The sequence below is a fragment of the Angustibacter aerolatus genome, assembly GCF_054776675.1.
This window is the reverse complement of record NZ_BAAHBM010000011.1, coordinates 48740-65673: the sequence shown is the minus strand read 5'-3', so window position 1 is coordinate 65673 and position 16934 is coordinate 48740. Positions and strand designations below refer to the sequence as shown.

General features: G+C 75.3%; 13 protein-coding genes and 1 pseudogene. 6 read left to right on the top strand and 8 right to left on the bottom strand.

The window, feature by feature from the left end:
* Together ACYVI6_RS04800 and ACYVI6_RS04795 are read left to right on the top strand one after the other, a co-directional pair.
* Positions 1-340 (top strand): annotated as a pseudogene (locus ACYVI6_RS04800) (hypothetical protein); the annotation flags it as partial.
* Positions 337-972 (top strand): hypothetical protein, encoded by a 636-nt coding sequence (locus ACYVI6_RS04795; protein WP_460445272.1) that lies wholly within the window; start codon positions 337-339, stop codon positions 970-972. The pseudogene ACYVI6_RS04800 and the gene ACYVI6_RS04795, both read left to right, overlap by 4 nt.
* A gap of 90 nt (positions 973-1062) precedes the next feature.
* On the opposite strand, the gene ACYVI6_RS04790 is transcribed toward ACYVI6_RS04795, so the two are convergent.
* The 6 genes from ACYVI6_RS04790 to ACYVI6_RS04765 form a co-directional block, all read right to left on the bottom strand.
* On the bottom strand, positions 1063-1956 hold the full coding sequence (locus ACYVI6_RS04790) for an LLM class flavin-dependent oxidoreductase (protein ID WP_460445271.1): 894 nt from the start codon (positions 1954-1956) through the stop codon (positions 1063-1065).
* A gap of 66 nt (positions 1957-2022) precedes the next feature.
* Complete coding sequence (locus tag ACYVI6_RS04785) at positions 2023-3693, bottom strand: glycoside hydrolase family 13 protein (RefSeq protein WP_460445275.1); 1671 nt, start codon at positions 3691-3693, stop codon at positions 2023-2025.
* A 42-nt stretch (positions 3694-3735) separates the two neighbouring features.
* The gene (locus ACYVI6_RS04780; protein ID WP_460445270.1) at positions 3736-4116 is read right to left on the bottom strand and encodes a globin; all 381 of its coding nucleotides are present in this window, start codon (positions 4114-4116) and stop codon (positions 3736-3738) included.
* 28 nt (positions 4117-4144) lie between these two features.
* Entirely contained in the window at positions 4145-5662 is a 1518-nt protein-coding gene (locus tag ACYVI6_RS04775; protein ID WP_460445269.1) for an SDR family oxidoreductase, read from the bottom strand.
* A gap of 94 nt (positions 5663-5756) precedes the next feature.
* Positions 5757-6719 carry a mechanosensitive ion channel family protein gene (locus ACYVI6_RS04770; RefSeq protein ID WP_460445268.1) on the bottom strand — a complete coding sequence of 321 codons (963 nt, stop codon included), beginning with the start codon at positions 6717-6719 and terminating at the stop codon, positions 5757-5759.
* A 113-nt stretch (positions 6720-6832) separates the two neighbouring features.
* Positions 6833-8989, bottom strand: coding sequence for a prolyl oligopeptidase family serine peptidase (locus ACYVI6_RS04765; protein WP_460445267.1), 2157 nt, complete (start codon positions 8987-8989; stop codon positions 6833-6835).
* Between the two features lie 161 nt (positions 8990-9150).
* Between ACYVI6_RS04765 and malQ the strand changes: the two genes are divergently transcribed.
* The gene (malQ, locus tag ACYVI6_RS04760; protein WP_460445266.1) at positions 9151-11277 is read left to right on the top strand and encodes a 4-alpha-glucanotransferase; all 2127 of its coding nucleotides are present in this window, start codon (positions 9151-9153) and stop codon (positions 11275-11277) included.
* Positions 11278-11350: 73 nt separating this feature from the next.
* Here malQ and pepN read toward each other — a convergent pair whose 3' ends face one another.
* Entirely contained in the window at positions 11351-13903 is a 2553-nt protein-coding gene (pepN, locus tag ACYVI6_RS04755; RefSeq protein WP_460445265.1) for an aminopeptidase N, read from the bottom strand.
* A gap of 163 nt (positions 13904-14066) precedes the next feature.
* Between pepN and ACYVI6_RS04750 the strand changes: the two genes are divergently transcribed.
* Entirely contained in the window at positions 14067-14669 is a 603-nt protein-coding gene (locus ACYVI6_RS04750) for a mycothiol-dependent nitroreductase Rv2466c family protein (RefSeq protein WP_460445264.1), read from the top strand.
* A 117-nt stretch (positions 14670-14786) separates the two neighbouring features.
* Here the strand turns inward: ACYVI6_RS04750 and ACYVI6_RS04745 are convergent, their stop codons facing one another.
* Entirely contained in the window at positions 14787-15548 is a 762-nt protein-coding gene (locus ACYVI6_RS04745; RefSeq protein ID WP_460445263.1) for a DUF429 domain-containing protein, read from the bottom strand.
* Between the two features lie 27 nt (positions 15549-15575).
* Between ACYVI6_RS04745 and ACYVI6_RS04740 the strand changes: the two genes are divergently transcribed.
* The gene (locus ACYVI6_RS04740) at positions 15576-16055 is read left to right on the top strand and encodes a ribose-5-phosphate isomerase (RefSeq protein WP_460445262.1); all 480 of its coding nucleotides are present in this window, start codon (positions 15576-15578) and stop codon (positions 16053-16055) included.
* A 4-nt stretch (positions 16056-16059) separates the two neighbouring features.
* The gene (locus ACYVI6_RS04735) at positions 16060-16884 is read left to right on the top strand and encodes an Fpg/Nei family DNA glycosylase (protein ID WP_460445261.1); all 825 of its coding nucleotides are present in this window, start codon (positions 16060-16062) and stop codon (positions 16882-16884) included.
* Positions 16885-16934: the final 50 nt, after the last annotated feature.

Here is a 16934-nt window from a genome sequence, read left to right as displayed (position 1 = left end):
CGAGTGGGCCGGCGTCTCGCCGCCGCGCACCGGCTGGGACGTGCTGGGCACCGTGCCCGAGGCGCTCGTGCAGCAGGCGGCGCGCGACGGTGCCCGCGAGGTCGCCGAGGGGGCGGGCGACACCTCCGGCGGTGCGGCGGTCGCGCGGCTGCGGGCCGCCGTGTGGGGGCGCGAGGTGCCCGGCACCGAGGGGCTGCCCGCGGGTGCCGCCTTCGCCGCCGACGCCCTGGGCTTCGTCGTGCCGGGCGAGCCGGTGGTGCTGCACCGGGCCGGTCGCTGGCTGCGGCTGACCACCCGGCACGGGCACGTGCTCGCGCGGCCGGCGCTGCTCTCGCCGTGACGGCGAGGGAACCGGCCGCCGCGAGCACGCGTCCCACCACCGTGCGGACGACGACGAGGGCCCTGACCGCGGCGCTGCTGGGCGCCACCGTGCTGCTCGGCGCGGCAGCCTGCGGCGGCGAGGCGGTGAGCGTCGGCACGGCGACGGTCACCCGCCCGGCGACGGCGGCGACGACGTCCGGCAGCCCGACGCCGGGCGGGTCGATCGCGTCCGGCGAGCCGACCCCGGGCGGCGGCCGGATGACCGACGGCCTCGCCGAGCCGGTGTCGCTCACCCGCGCCGGCGGCCTCGCCGGCGTGAAGGACTCCGTGGTCGTGCGCCCCGACGGCACGGTCATCGTCACCCGCCGCACGCAGGGCACGGTCACCCGGCAGCTCAGCGAGGCGCAGCTGTCGGCGGTCGTCGCCGCCGTGCGCGCCGCGGACCTGCCGGCGCAGGCCGCCGCGGGGTCGCCCACCGACGGCGGCACCGCGATCGGCACGCCCACCCCGCGGGTCGTCGACGGCTTCGTCTACGCGGTCAGCGCGGAGGGTACGACGGTGCGGGTCGACGAGCAGACGCCCCAGGGCCCGGTGCGCGACCTGGTCAGCACCCTCGAGCAGCTGACCGCCGCCCCCGCCCCCACCCCCTGACGCCTCCGGATCTCGCCGAGCTGCCACGTCCGGGGGTCCGGGCGGCGCCGGGCACCCCCGAAGGTGGCATCTCGGCGGTCAGCGGGTGGCTCAGCGGGGCGGTCCGGCGGCGATGCGGCGCCGCAGCTCGTGCTCGGCGTCCGGGCCGGGCACGCCGTCCGGGCCGTTCAGGTCCCAGGCGCCCACGGTGACGAAGGTGGCGCCTGCGGCCGCCCACGCGTCGGTCGAGGCGTCGGCCACGGCGTCCTCGCCCGGCCACGGCGCCTCGACGACCACCTCGTAGCCGTCCATCGTCAGCCCGAGTCCCTCGCGGACGCCGCGCACCCGCTCGACGACGGCGGTCAGCCGCTCGGGCGTCAGCTGCGGCGCCTCCCCGCCACGGTGCACCAGCTGCGGCAGCACGCCGTCGTACCGCGCGGCGCGGTCGACCGACGGCTGGTCGGCGAGGCCGGCGCCCGCGGCGTCGACGAGGTACCCGCCGACCACCCACACCGGCACCCGCGGCTGCTGCACGGGCGGGGGCGGCGGCGCGAACGACGTCGGGCGCACCGTGTGGTGCCGACCCGTGAACGCGAACGGCTGCCCGCGCATCAGCCCGTCGTACACCGCCAGCCCCTCGTCGAGCAGCTCGGCGCGCACCCGGCGGCCCGGGTCGGGCTCGAACGCCAGCCAGCCGTCGTGCGGCGCGCCGAGCCCGACGGCGACCTGCACCCGCCCGCCGGACAGCCGGTCGAGCGACGCCGCCCGGGCCGCGAGCTCCCACGGGCGCACCCGCGGCAGCGGCGTCAGCATCGTGCCCAGCCGGATGCGCGACGTCCGCTCGGCAGCCGCCGTCAGCGCGACCCAGGCGTCCGGGCCCCACACCGACTCCCACGTGAAGACCGCGTCCCACCCCGCCGCCTCGCAGGCGACGGCGGCGCGGGCGAACGCGTCGGCGTCACCACCCGGCACCACGAACCCGAACCGCAGGCGTCCGTCCGTCATGGCCCGGCACGCTAGCCACGACCACCGACAGCGGGCGGCTCGGCCGCGGGCCCGGGCGGGCGGGCGTCAGTCGAGCTGCGCCCAGACGGTGGCGTCGGCCGGCACGACGCCGCCCTCGACGTCGGCGCTGGCCACCAGCACGCGGGTGCCGGCCGGCAGCTCGACCGGCTCGCCGCCGACGTTCGCGAGCACCAGCACGCCCTCGTTGACGAACGCCACGGCGTCGGCGCCGAACGCGTCGGTCCACGCCAGCGAACCGTGCCCCAGGCCCCGGGCGCGGCGCAGCCGCAGCGCCTCGCGGTACAGCTCGTACGTCGAGCCGTCGACGCCGCGCTGCCGGTCGAGCGCCAGGTCGGCCCAGACCTCCGGCTGCGGCAGCCACGACGCCGACCCGTCGTTGAACCCGTACGACGGCGCGTCGCCCGACCACGGCACCGGCACGCGGCACCCGTCGCGGCCGCGGTGCACGTGGCCGGACCGCAGCCACGTCGGGTCCTGGCGGACGTCGTCCGGCATCGTCGTGTGCTCGGGCAGCCCGAGCTCCTCGCCCTGGTAGACGTACGCGCCGCCGGGCAGGCCGAGCATGAGCAGCGACGCGGCGCGGGCGCGGCGCAGGCCGAGCGCGGCGTCCGGCTGCGGGTCGTCGGCACCGATGCCGTTCGGCAGCTCGACGTCGGCCGGGTAGCCGAAGCGGGTGGCGTGCCGCACCACGTCGTGGTTGCTCAGCACCCACGTGCTCGGCGCGCCGACGGCGTCCGTCGCGCGCACGGAGGTGTCGACCACCTCGCGCAGCGCCTTCGCGTCCCACGCCGTCGTCAGGTAGCTGAAGTTGAACGACTGGTGCAGCTCGTCGGGCCGCACGTAGCGGGCGAGCCGCTCGGCGGGCTCGACCCACGCCTCGGCGCAGAGCAGCCGGTCGCCCTCGTACTCCGCCGCGACGCGGTGCCAGTGCCGGTAGACCTCGTGCACGCCCTCCTGGTCCCAGTAGGGCGGCCGGCTGAAGCGGGAGTCGCTGGCCCCGCCGGACGCGCCCTCCGGCGGCGTCCAGTCGGGCAGCCCGTCGGCCTTGACCAGGCCGTGGGCGACGTCGATGCGGAACCCGTCGACGCCCCGGTCGAGCCAGAACCGCAGCACGCCGTCGAACTCGGCCGACACCTCGGGGTTCGTCCAGTCGAGGTCGGGCTGCTTCACGTCGAACAGGTGCAGGTACCACTGGCCCGGCGTGCCGTCGGCCTCGATGACGCGCTGCCACGCCCCGCCGCCGAACACCGACTGCCAGTCGTTCGGCGGCTCGGCGCCGTCCGGGCCGCGACCGTCGCGGAACAGGTAGCGGGCGCGCTCCGGGCTGCCGGGCGCGGCGGCCAGCGCGGCGCGGAACCAGGCGTGCTCGTCGCTCGTGTGGTTCGGCACCAGGTCGATGACGACGCGCAGGCCCAGCTCGTGCGCACGGGCGATGAGCGCGTCGGCGTCGGCGAGCGTGCCGAAGACCGGGTCGATGTCGCGGTAGTCGGCGACGTCGTACCCGGCGTCGGCCTGCGGCGAGACGTAGAACGGCGACAGCCACAGCGCGTCGACGCCGAGCTCGGCGAGGTGCGGGAGCCGGGCGATGATGCCGGGCAGGTCGCCCACCCCGTCGCCGTCGCCGTCGGCGAACGAGCGCGGGTAGACCTGGTAGATCACCGCCTCGCGCCACCACTCGGCGGGCTCGGAGGCGGGATGCAGCGGCGTCGTGTTCAGAGCAGGCACCGCACAACGCTACGGGAGCCTGCCGACGGCGCCCTACCCAGGCGTGTTGACCATCGAGTGCGCCGCCCGCTCGAGGTAGTCCCAGAGCACGGCCCGGTGCAGCGGCGCGGCGTCCGACTCCTCGACGGCGTCACGCATGTGCCGCAGCCAGCGCTCGCGCATGTCGACCGTGACGGCGAACGGCCCGTGCCGCATCCGCAGCCGGGGGTGGCCGCGGGTGTCTCCGTACGTCGTGGGGCCACCCCAGTATTGCTCCAGGAACATGCGGAAGCGGTCCTCCGCCGGGCCGAGGTCCTCCTCGGGGTACAGCGCGCGCAGCTCGGGGTCGCCGGCCACGCCCTCGTAGAACCGGTGCACGAGCCGGGCGAAGAACTCGTGCCCGCCGACCTCGTCGTAGAAGGTCTCCTGGGTCACGTCGTCCAGTGTGCCCGGCGGCCCGCCGTCACCGCTCGCCGGTGCCCGACGCCTGCCAGTGCGCGGGCTCGCCGTCGCGCTCGGCGCTCGCCGCGGCCGCCGCGATCTGCTGCTGCATGCCGCCGAAGACGATGCCGTGGAACGGCTTGATCGCCTGCCAGTACGCCTCGCCGGCCAGCCCGTGCGGGGCGAAGATCGCCCGCTGCCGGAACACCGTGCGCCCCTCGTCGTCGGTCTCGTCGAGCAGCTCGAGCCAGGCCAGGCCCGGCAGCCGCATCTCCGCCCGCAGCCGCAGCAGCCTGCCGTCCTGGATCTCCTCGACCCGCCACCAGTCGAGGGCGTCGCCGACCCGCAGGTCGAACGGGTTGCGCCGACCGCGGCGCAGGCCCGGCCCGCCCGTCATCCGGTCCATGACGCCGCGCGCCCACCAGCCCATCGGCCACGAGTACCAGCCGTGCTCGCCGCCGATGCCCTCGATGACCTTCCACAGCGCCTCCGGCGAGGCGTCGACCCGGCCCGAGCGGTCGTCGACGTACAGCGAGCCGCCGGCCCAGTCGGGGTCGGTGGGCAGCGGGTCGCTGGGGGAGTTCTGCGCGTCCGCCGACGTCCACGAGGTCTGGACGTCGTACTCGCGCACCCGCTGCAGGGCCAGCTCGACCGAGCGCTCGAAGCCGAGCAGACCCTCCGGCGGGTCGGGCACGTGCTGCGCGATGTCGTGCTCCTTGCAGATCACCTCGTGCACCAGGCTCTCGACGAGCGGGCGGGCGATCGCGTTCGGCACGGGGGTGATGACGCCGACCCAGTGGCTCGACAGGCGCGTGGTGAGCACCGGCACCTTGACGATCCGGCGCTTGGGCAGCTGGGCCACCGCGGCGTACCGCAGCATCATGTCGCGGTAGGTCAGCACGTCGCTGCCGCCGATGTCGAAGCCGCGGCTGACGTCGGCGGGCACGTCGGCGGCCCCGACCAGGTAGCGCAGCACGTCGCGGACGGCGATCGGCTGGATGCGGCTGTCGACCCAGCGCGGCGTGATCATCGCCGGCAGCCGCTCGCTGAGGTAGCGCAGCATCTCGAACGACGCCGAGCCCGACCCGATGATGACGGCGGCCCGCAGCACGACGGTCGGCACCCCGGAGTCGAGCAGGATCTCGCCGACCTCCTTGCGCGAGTCGAGGTGCGGCGACAGGTCGACGCCCTCGGGGTAGAGGCCGCCGAGGTAGACGATGCGCCGGGCGCCGGCCTTGCGGGCGCCGCGGCCGAACGCGCGGGCCATGTCGCGGTCGCGCCGCTCGAACCGCTTGCCGCTGGCCAGGCTGTGCACCAGGTAGTAGGCGACGTCGGTGTCCTGAGCGGCGCGCTGCACGGCCTCGGCGTCGCCCGCGTCGCCCTCGACGACCTCGACCTGGTCGACCCACGGCCGGTCGCGCAGCTTGGCCGGGCGGCGCACCAGACAGCGCACCGTGAAGCCGGCGGCCAGCAGCTCGGGGACCAACCGCCCGCCGATGTACCCGGTGGCGCCGGTCACGAGGGCGATGCGCTGCGTCATGCGCCCCACTCTCTCGGCACCGGGCGCCGCCCGCACCCGCACCTGACCCGGTTGGCCCGCTGCCGGCGCAGTGGTCGCCCCGGGTGCTGGCGGGTCAGACGGTGCCGGCGATGCTGCCGGTGCCGGGCGCGCCGGGGGTGCCCGGGTAGACCGCCGGCGGTCGCACGTGCTGCTGGTCGAAGGCGACGAGCACCCGCTCGCGGATGTCGCGCTGCACGGCGAACTGCTGGTTCGCCGCGGTCTTGGCGACGACGCGCAGGGTCACCGTGGTGCCGGTGATCTGCTCGACGCCGGCGACGGTGGGCTCCTCGAGCAGCACGTCCTTCCAGCGCTCGTCCTCCCACACCTCGTGGAGGACGTCGGCGATCACCCGCTGCACCTTCTCCAGGTCCTGGTTGAAGGCGACCGGGAAGTCGATGAGCGCGGTCGACCAGCCCTGGCTGCGGTTCGCCACCCGCACGATCTCGCCGTTGCGGACGTACCAGGCCACGCCGTTCGCGTCGCGGATGCGGGTGATCCGCAGCGACACCTCCTCGACGGTGCCCACCGCCTCGCCGACGTCGACCACGTCCCCCACGCCGTACTGGTCCTCGAGCAGCATGAAGATGCCGGACAGGAAGTCCTTGACCAGGCTCTGCGCGCCGAAGCCGAGCGCGACGCCGACCACGCCCGCCGAGGCGATGAGCGGCGCCAGGTTCACCCCGAACTCGCTCAGCACCATGAGCAGCGCGACGCCGTAGACGAAGCCGGTGATCACGCTGCGCAGCACCGAGCCGAGCGTCTCGGTCCGCTGGCGGCGCCGCTCGTGCATCGCGCCCGTGGCCTGCGCGAGCACCCGGGTGGCCTTGCCGCGGCGCAACCGGGAGTGCAGGCCGCTGTCGACCGCCCGGCGCACCAGCCGCGCCACCGTGCGCACCAGCACCAGCCGCAGCACGAGCGCGACCAGCACGATCGCGACCACCCGGACGCCGTGCGTCACCAGCCAGTCGGTCAGCCGCTGCGGCAGGTCGACGGCGGTGCGTGCGGACAGCTCGTGCGGGAGGTTCGGCAGGCTCACGTGGCGGGGTCCCTCGGGTGGTCGGGCGGGTGGTGGTCGCGAGCCACCCTAGGAGGCACGAGCTGCTCGGCCGGACCGCTCGGCGCCGTGTCGGCCGGCCCTTCGCAGGGCCCTCACACGCCCGTCGCGGCGCCGGCACCCGGCACGGTGAGACCGGTGTGGTGGGCGGCGAACGACAGCGAGTCGGCGGTCAGCTCGACCGACCGCGACAGCGCGCGGCCGCCGTGCCCGACGTCCGCCTCGCGCCGCAGCAGCACCGGCCGCTCGCGCGGGTCGGACGTCGTGGCGTGCTGCAGCGCCGCGGCGAGCTTGCGGGCGTGCATCGGGTCGACCCGGGTGTCGCCGTCGAACACGGTGAACAGCACCGCGGGATAGGCGGTGCCCTCGACCACCCGGTGCACCGGCGAGTAGCCCAGCAGCCAGCCGAGCTGCTCGGGGTCGGCCGCGGTGCCGTACTCGCTGGCCCACGTGGCACCCAGGCCGAACAGCTCGTAGCGCACCATGTCGAGCAGCGGCGCCGAGCAGACCACGGCCGCGAACAGCTCGGGCCGCTGGGTCAGCGCCGCGCCCACCAGCAGGCCGCCGTTCGAGCCGCCGCTGATCGACAGCTGCTGCGGCGTCGTCCAGCCCTCGGCGGTCAGCCACTCGGCCGCGGCGTGGAAGTCGTCGTACACGTGCTGCTTGTTCGCCAGCATGCCGTCGCGGTGCCAGCCCTCGCCCTCCTCGCCGCCGCCGCGCAGGTTGGCGATCGCGTACACGCCGCCGGCCTCGACCCACGCCAGCACGCCCGCGCTGTACCCGGGGGTCATCGACGCGCCGAAGCCGCCGTAGCCGTAGAGCACGGTGGGCCGCGGCCGGTCGGGCGCCTCGGCCGGCGACACCACCAGCATGCGCACCTCGGTGCCGTCGGCACTCGTGTACACCACCTGCTGCGTGTGCACCTGCGGCACCTCGACGGCACCCGGGGCGGTCGCCCAGGTGGTCGTCTCGCCGGTGCGCGCGTCGAACTTCAGCACGCTCGACGGGGTGACCTGGTCGGTGTAGCCCACCCAGAGCTCGTGTCCGCCCTCGGGGCGCTCGCTGAGCCCGCCCACCGAGCCGACCCCGGGCAGCGGCACCTCGCCGGTGCGGGTTCCGGTGCGCGCGTCGTGCAGGGTGATCTCACCGACGGCGTGCCGCGTCCAGGCGGCGACCAGCACCGGCTCGTCGAGCTCGGCGCCGTCGAGCAGCGCCCAGCCGTCGAGCACCGCCTCGTCGCTCTCGGGCAGCAGGTCCGTCCAGCTGCTCGCACCCGCGTCGCCGGCGGTCAGCAGCGCGACGGGGTCGGCGACGGCCAGCCGTCCGCGCGGGGCGTCGCGGTCGGTGAACAGGTAGGCGCGCCCGTCACGGCCGACGTGCACGCCGGTCTGCGCGTCGACACCCTGCTGCACCACCCGCAGGTCGGGGTGCGCGAGGTCGCCGCCCTGCAGGTCGGCCAGCCACAGGTCGTTGCGCGGTGCGGTGCCGTCGGCGGCGCTCACCACCAGCCAGCGACCGTCCATCGACACCGAGACGCCGTAGTAGTTGGTCTTCACCAGCCCCTCGCCGAAGACCAGCTCGTCCGAGGCGGGGTCGGTGCCGACCCGGTGCAACCAGACCCGGCGGTGGTACTGCTGCTCGCTCTCGGGCAGACCGGCCGGGTCGAGCCGCCGCACGTAGTAGAACGCCTCGCCGCCGGGCAGCCAGGCCACGGGGGAGTAGCGCGCCCGGTCGATCGGCCCGTCGACGACCTCGCCGGTCGCGACGTCGAGCACCCGCAGCACCGACTCCTCGCGGCCGCCCTCGCTGAGCTGGTAGGCCAGCAGGTGCCCCTCCTTGCTGGGTTGCCAGGCGTCGAGCGTCGTCAGCCCCGCGGGGTCGAGCGCGGCCGGGTCGACCAGCACCCGCTCGGTGCCGTCGGGGTCGACGGTGAGCAGCACCGCGTGCTCCTGCCCGGCGACCCGGCGCACGAGGAACTGCCGCTCGCCCCGCCAGGTCGGCGCGCTGACCACCCCGGCGCCCAGCAGCTGCTGCACCCGGTCGCGGAAGTGCCCGCGGGTGGCCCACTCGCCGCGGTGGGCGGCCAGCAGCGCGTCCTGCCCCTGCAGCCAGGCGGCGGTCTCGTCCGACGCGGCGTCCTCCAGCCACCGGTAGGGGTCGGCCACGTCGTGGGTGGGCGCCTCGGCGGGCAGCCGCTCGACCAGGTCGAGGCGGCGGGCGGCGGGCACGGAGGGGTGCGGTTCGGTGGCCATGCAGTGAGCCTAGGACGCGGGGCCGTGGCAGGATCGGGCCGCCCGGACGCCTCTGTGGACGCAGCGCGGCGATCCACACGCCCGGCCTGTGGACCGACCCGTCCGTCCACCGGGGCACCACCGGGCGCGCACCCCGACCACCGACCCGAGAGGCTCTGCTCGTGCCCGACACCGAGACCCCCGCCCCGCAGCTCCTCGAGCTCGCGAGGTCGCTGGGCGTCGCCACGGAGTACTGGGACTGGCAGGGCGAGCACGTCACCGTGCCCGAGGGCACGGTCCGCGCCGTGCTGGAGGCCCTGGGCGTCGACGTCTCGACGCCCGAGGCCGTGCGGCTGTCCGCCGTCGAGCTCGACGAGCGTCCGTGGCGTCGCGTGCTGCCGCCGTCGGTCGTCGTCCGCCAGGGTGCCCGCACCGCCGTGCCGGTGCACCTGCCGCACGGCACGTCGGTTGCGGCGTGGATCGAGCTGGAGGACGGCGGTCGCCGCGAGCTGGTGCAGCAGGAGCGCTGGGTCGAGCCGCGCGTCGTCGACGGCGGTCAGGTGGGCGAGGCGTCCTTCGAGCTGCCGGCCGACCTGCCGCTCGGCTGGCACCGCCTGCGCGCCCGGGTGGGCGACGCCGAGCCCGCGGTCGCCGCGCTCGTCGTCACGCCCGACCGGCTGACGCTGCCCGCGTCGGTGGCCGGCCGCCGCGCGTGGGGCGTCATGACCCAGCTGTACCAGGTGCGCTCGCGCCGCTCGTGGGGCGTCGGCGACCTGGCCGACCTGGCCGAGCTCGCGTCGTGGACGGGTGGTGACCTCGGTGCGGACTTCGTCCTGGTCAACCCGCTGCACGCCGCCGAGCCGGTGGCGCCCATGGAGCCCTCGCCCTACCTCCCCACGACGCGCCGGTTCGTGAACCCGCTCTACATCCGGGTCGAGGCGATCGACGAGGTCGCCTACATGCCCGCCGCGCAGCGCCAGCTGCTCGAGTGGCAGGCCGAGGCGGTGCAGGCGACGAACGGCGACGACACCATCGACCGCGACGGCGCCTGGGCCGCCAAGCGGTCGGCGCTGGAGACGGTGTTCCGCCTCCCGCGCAGTCCCGGCCGGCAGATCGCCTTCGAGCGGTACTGCGTCGAGCAGGGCGAGGGGCTGGTCGACTTCGCCACGTGGTGCGCGCTGGCCGAGGAGCACGGCCCGGCCTGGACGCAGTGGCCCGAGCAGCTGCACGACCCGCGGTCGGCCGCCGTCGCCGAGGAGCGGGAGCGGCTCGCCGACACCGTCGAGCTGCACCGCTGGATGCAGTGGGTGGTCGACGAGCAGCTCGCCACCGCGCACCGCCGGGCGCGCGAGGCCGGCATGCGGCTGGGCGTCGTGCACGACCTCGCGGTCGGCGTGCACCCCGAGGGCGCGGACGTGTGGGGGCTCGGCCCCGCCCTGGCGCGCGGCGTCACGGTCGGCGCGCCGCCCGACCCCTTCAACCAGCAGGGCCAGGACTGGTCGCAGCCGCCGTGGCGCCCCGACCAGCTCGCCGAGCTCGGCTACGCGCCCTACCGCGACATGCTGCGCACCGTGCTGCGGCACGCGGGCGGCATCCGCATCGACCACGTCATCGGGCTGTTCCGGCTGTGGTGGGTGCCGGCCGGCCAGCCGCCCACCGAGGGCACCTACGTGCGCTACGACCACGAGGCGCTGGTCGGCATCCTCGCCCTCGAGGCGCAGCGGTCCGGCGCGCTCGTCGTCGGGGAGGACCTCGGTGTGGTCGAGCCCTGGGTGCGGACCTACCTCGAGGAGCGCGGGGTGCTGGGCACCTCGATCCTGTGGTTCGAGCGGCAGGAGGGCGGGGTGCCGCTGCGGCCCGAGGCCTGGCGCGAGCTGTGCCTGGCGTCGGTGACCACCCACGACCTGCCGCCCTCGGCCGGGTACCTGGCCGGCGAGCACGTCGACCTGCGGGCCCGGCTCGAGCTGCTGACCCGGCCCGTCGAGCAGGAACGGGCCCTCGACGAGGCCGACCGCGCACAGGTGCTCGACGCCGTGCGCGCCCGCGGTCTGCTGCGCGAGGGCGCCGGCGAGCAGGAGGTCGTCGAGGCGCTGCACCGCTACCTGACCTGGGCGCCGTCGCGGCTGCTCGGCGTGGCGCTCGCCGACATGGTGGGCGACCACCGCACGGTCAACCAGCCGGGCACCGACGAGGAGTACCCGAACTGGCGGGTGCCGCTCGCCGACGGCTCGGGCACCGTGCTGCTGCTCGAGGACGTCGTCCGCAGCCGTCGCGCCCGTTCGCTCGCCCGCGCGGTCCGCACCCGCTGACGCCCCCGGTCACGCCGACCGCCCGCGACCCTGACGGGTCGCGGGCGGTCGGCTGTCTGCTGGCCGTGCCGGTTCAGGCCTCGTGGTCGCGGGCCTGCACCCGCAGCGCGCGGGCGACGGCGTCGCGGTTCTCCGACACCAGACGGCGCAGGGCCGCGACGGCGTCAGGGTGCGCCGCGAGCCAGGCGTCGCTCGCCTCGAGCAGCGACTCGTCGGCCAGCACCGACGGGAACAGCCCGAACACCAGCTGCTGGGCGATCTCGTTCGTGCGGTTCGCCCAGATGCCCTCGAGCGCGTCGAAGTACCGGCTGACGAACGGCCGCAGCAGCTCGACGTCGTGCACCCGGCCGAAGCCGGAGATCACGGCCTCCTGCAGGGCGTTCGGCAGCGCGTCCGACTCGACGACGCTGCTCCAGGCCTGCTCCTTCGCCTCGGACTTCGGCACCGCGGCCCGCGCGGCCGCGGCGGCGCGCTGGCCGCTGGCGGTGTTGTCGCGGGCCAGCTCGGCGTCGACCTCGTCGACCGAGGCGGCGCCGGCGGCCACGAGGGCGCCGAGCAGCGTCCAGCGCATGTCGGTGTCGACGGCCAGGCCCTCGAGCGGGTCGGAGCCGTCGTACAGGCCACGCACGCCGGCGGCGTGCTCGGGTGCCCGGGCCGACGCGGCGAAGGCCGAGACCAGCTGCAGCTGCCGGTCGCTGCCCGGCTGGGCCGCGAGGGCCAGCTCCTGCAGCCGCGCCGCGGCGTCGGCGCGCACCTGCTCGCGGCGCTCGGGGGCGACGTACATCCGGGTGGTGGTCGCCAGCTGGGCGAGCAGCAGCCGCAGCACGGTCGAGTCCCGCTCGGTGCCGATGGCCTCGAGCACCAGGGTGGCGAAGTCGCGGGCCGGGCGCTCGGCGTCGCGCGTCGAGTCCCACGCCGACGCCAGCACCAGCGAGCGCGGCATCGAGTCGGTGAACGTGCCGAGGTGCTCGACGCCGGTGGCCCACGAGCGCTCGTCGAGCCGGATCTTCGTGTAGGCCAGGTCGTCGTCGTTGACCAGCAGCAGGTCGGGGCGCTTGCTGCCGACCAGCTCGGGCACCTCGGTGCGGTCGCCGACGACGTCGACCTCGACCCGCGCGGTGCGGGTCAGGGCGCCGTCGACGAGGTCGTAGGCGCCGATCGCCAGCCGGTGCGGACGCAGCACCGCGTGCGCCGCCGGGGCGGTCTGCAGCACGGCGAGCGAGGCGATGGTGCCGTCGGCCGCCTCGGTGACCTCCGGCGCGAGCGTGTTGACGCCGGCGCGCTGCAGCCACTGGGCGCTCCAGCCGCGCAGGTCGCGGCCGCTCGTCTCCTCCAGCTCGTGCAGCAGGTCGGCGAGCGTGGTGTTGCCCCACGCGTGGGCCTTGAAATAGCGGCGCAGGCCCTCGACGAACGCCTCGAACCCGACGTAGGCCACCAGCTGCTTGAGCACCGAGGCGCCCTTGGCGTAGGTGATGCCGTCGAAGTTCACCTCGACGTCCTCGAGGTCGCGGATGTCGGCGACGATCGGGTGCGTCGACGGCAGCTGGTCCTGGCGGTACGCCCACGACTTCTCGGCGGTGCCGAACGTCGTCCAGGCCCAGGGCCACCGGGTGTTCTCGGCCTGCGCCATGGTCGAGGCCCACTCGGCGAACGACTCGTTGAGCCACAGGTCGTCCCACCAGCGCATGGTGACCAGGTCGCCGAACCACATGTGCGCCAGCTCGTGCAGGATCGTCAGCGCGCGCCGCTCGATCATCGCCTCGGTGACCTTCGACCGGAACACGTAGCTCTCGAGGAACGTCACCGCCCCGGCGTTCTCCATGGCCCCGGCGTTGAACTCCGGCACGAACAGCTGGTCGTACTTCTCGAACGGGTACGGCAGGTCGAAGACGCGCTCGAAGTACTCGAAGCCCTGCGTCGTGATCTGCGCGATCTCGTCGGTGTCGAGGTGCTCGCCGAGCGACCGGCGGCAGTAGACGCCGAGCGGGATGGTGCGGCCGTCGCTGCTGGTCAGCTCGCGGTGCTCGTGGAAGTACGGGCCGGCCACGATGGCCGTGATGTACGAGGAGATGACGGGCGTCGGCGAGAACGACCAGGTGGCGCTGCCCTCGCCCGCGGGCACCGGCTCGGGGGTGGGGGAGTTCGACACCACCACCCAGTGGTCCGGCGCCGTCACCGTGAAGGTGAAGCGGCCCTTCAGGTCGGGCTGCTCGAACACCGCGAACACGCGGCGCGAGTCGGCGACCTCGAACTGGCTGTAGAGGTAGACCTCGTCGTCGACCGGGTCGACGAACCGGTGCAGGCCCTCACCGGTGTTCACGTAGAGGCAGTCGGCGACGACGCGCAGCTCGTTCTCGGCCTGCAGCCCGTCGAGCTGCACCCGCACCCCGTCGAACACCTGCGCCGGGTCGAGCGCCGCGCCGTTCAGCTCGACCTCGTGCACCTGCTTCGCGATCAGGTCGACGAACGTGCTCGAGCCCGGCGAGCTCGAGGAGAACCGCAGCACGGTCGTCGAGCGGAACACCTCCGGCCCCGTGGTGAGGTCGAGCGTCACGTCGTACGACGCGACCGCGAGGTGCGCGGCGCGCTCGGCGGCCTCGTCGCGGGTCAGGTTGATGCCAGGCACAGCACGGCTCCAGCTGGGTGGGGGTGTTCCGGGTCTCGGAGGGCCGGGCCATCGTGCCACGCGGTGCTCGTGGCCCGCGCCCGGGAATGGCGTCGCCGGGTGGGGGCTTGCATGCTGGCGACGACCCGACGTCCGACGACGTCCCGACCCGCGTGGAGGCACCGTGACCGACAAGGCCGACTTCTGGTTCGACCCCATCTGCCCCTGGGCGTGGATGACGTCGCGCTGGATGGGCGAGGTGCAGCAGGTGCGCGACGTCGAGGTCGAGTGGCACGTCATGTCGCTCGCCGTGCTCAACGAGGGCCGCGACCTGCCCGAGAAGTACCGCGACATGATGGACCGCGCCTGGCTGCCGGTGCGCGTGGTGACCGCCGCGAAGGAGCAGCACGGCCAGCAGGTCGTGAAGCCGCTCTACGACGCGATCGGCACCCGCATCCACCCGGGCGGCGAGGAGGACTACCGCGTCGCCGTCGCCGGTGCGCTGGAGGAGGTCGGCCTGCCCGCCGAGCTCCTCGAGGCCGGTGACTCCGACGCGTACGACGAGCAGCTGCGCGCCTCGCACCAGCAGGGCATCGACCAGGTCGGCGAGGACGTCGGCACCCCGGTCGTCGCGGTGAACGGCGTCGCGTTCTTCGGCCCCGTCGTCACCCCCGCGCCCAAGGGCGAGGCCGCCGGCCGGCTCTGGGACGGCGCCGTGCTCGTCGCCTCGACCCCCGGCTTCTTCGAGCTGAAGCGCTCGCGCGACCAGGGCCCCGACTTCAGCTGAACCCCGCACCCCCTTTCCGCGCGTCAGCCCGGTCTGCGCACGTCAGCCCGCTCGGGAGCCGCTCCCGGGCGGGCTGAGCCGCGCAGACCGGGCTGAGGTGCGCAAAGGCGTCGGGGGTCAGACGACGATGCGGGCCGGCACCGTGCGGCGGACGTCGGTGGCGCAGCCCCCGAGCTGCCTGCCCAGCACCCGGGCCGTCCCCGCGGCGAGCCGGCGGGCCGACCAGGCGGCGGCCAGCGCGTCGAGGGCGTCGTCGACCGGGACGCCGAGCAGCGCGTCGTCCGCCAGCGCGGCCAGGACGTCGAGGTGCAGCGCCGCGGTGAGCCGCTGCACGCGCTGTGCGACGCCCACCGCGGACCGCTTGCGGCGCAACGGTCCTGGGCCGCCCATGGCCGCGAACGAGCACTCGGGGTGCACCTCGGCGACCCGCTCGGCGGCGTCCGGCGGCCCGACGAGCAGGGCCCGCTCGACCGACACCACCTTGTCGGCCAGGCCCCAGGTCTGCGTCGCGATCCCCGGGCCCCCGCCCGCGCGCGACGCCTCCTGGGCGACCACCCGGTGCGGGTGCAGCGAGCCGCCGCTGGCTCGTCGCGATGCGGCGACGGCGGCCCGGTAGGCAGCCAGCGGCGGCGTGGGGAACACCGACGAGCCGCCGGAGCCGGCCGCGGCGAGCAGCGTCTTCGCCTCGACGTCCGCCGCTCGCGGGTCGCCGTCGACCAGCCCGATCGGGCAGTCGAGACCCACGACGGCGACCTCCGCGAGCAGCGCCACGACGTGGTCGGCGTCCAGCCCGGCGCGCCAGCGCACCGCGCCGTCGTCCGCGACGAGGGCGGCGACCCACCGCTCGCGCACCCCGTCGACACCGGCCACCGCGCGCACGATCGCGACCCTGCCAGACTGTGCGGCATGCGCGTGCACATCGGCGGCGACCACGCCGCGTTCGACCTGAAGCAGCACCTCGTGCAGCACCTCGAGGCGCAGGGGTTCGACGTCGTCGACCACGGCCCCGACCACTACGACGCCGACGACGACTACCCGGTCTCGGTGCTGCGCGCCGCGATGGGCGTGCGGTCCGACGAGGGCAGCCTCGGCGTCGTGCTCGGCGGCTCGGGCAACGGCGAGCAGATCGCGGCCAACAAGGTCGAGGGCATCCGCTGCGCGCTGGCGTGGAGCGTCGAGACCGCCCAGCTCGGCCGGGCGCACAACGACGCCCAGGTGGTGTCGGTCGGCGCGCGCATGCACGCGCTCGAGGAGGCCACGCACATCGTCGAGGCCTTCCTCGCCACCTCGTTCAGCCACGACGAGCGGCACCTGCGCCGGCTGCGCCAGGTCGCCGCCTACGAGGGCACCGGCGAGCTGCCCCCGGTCGTCGGCACCGAGGGATAGGCGCTTGCCAGAGGGTCACTCGATCCGGCGCGACGCCACCCAGCTGAAGGCCGCGCTCGGCGGCCAGGTGCTCCGCGCCAGCAGCCCGCAGGGCCGGTTCGCCGAGAGCGCCGCGCTGCTCGACGGGTTGGTGCTGCGAGCGACCGACCCGCACGGCAAGCACCTGTTCCTCGACTTCGCGCCGACGCCGCGCTCGAAGCCGGTGCGCTGGCTGCACGTGCACCGCGGGCTGTACGGCGTGTGGATGCTGCAGCGGCACGACGGCGTGGAGCCGCTGCCGCCGCGCGGCGCCGTCCGGCTGCGGCTGTCGTCCGAGACGCACACCGCCGACCTGCGCGGGCCGACGGCGTGCGACCTGGTGACGCCGCCGGAGGTGCAGGCGATCCACGACCGGCTCGGCGCCGACCCGCTGCGGCCCGAGAGCGATCCCGAGCGCGCGTGGGAGCGCATCCACCGCTCCCGGGTCGGCATCGGCGCGCTGCTCATGCAGCAGGAGGTCGTGGCCGGCGTCGGCAACGTGTACCGCGCCGAGGTGCTGTTCCGGGCGCGCGTGGACCCCTACCGGCAGGGCCGCGACCTGACCCGCGCGGAGTGGGACGGCATCTGGGCCGACCTCGTCGAGCTCATGAGGGCGGGCGTCCGCAGCGGCCGCATCGTGACGACGCTGCCGCAGGACCGCGAGCGGACGTCGGGTCGGGCCCGCCGGGTCGACGCGCACTACGTCTACCGCCGGGCCGGTGAGCCGTGCCGGGTCTGCGGCACCCCGGTGCGCACCGCCGTGCTGGTCGCCCGCAACCTGTTCTGGTGCCCCGTCTGCCAGGCCCACTGAGCGCGCCCCATACACCGCCGAGATGCGAGTACCGGTTCACCTGGACGGCG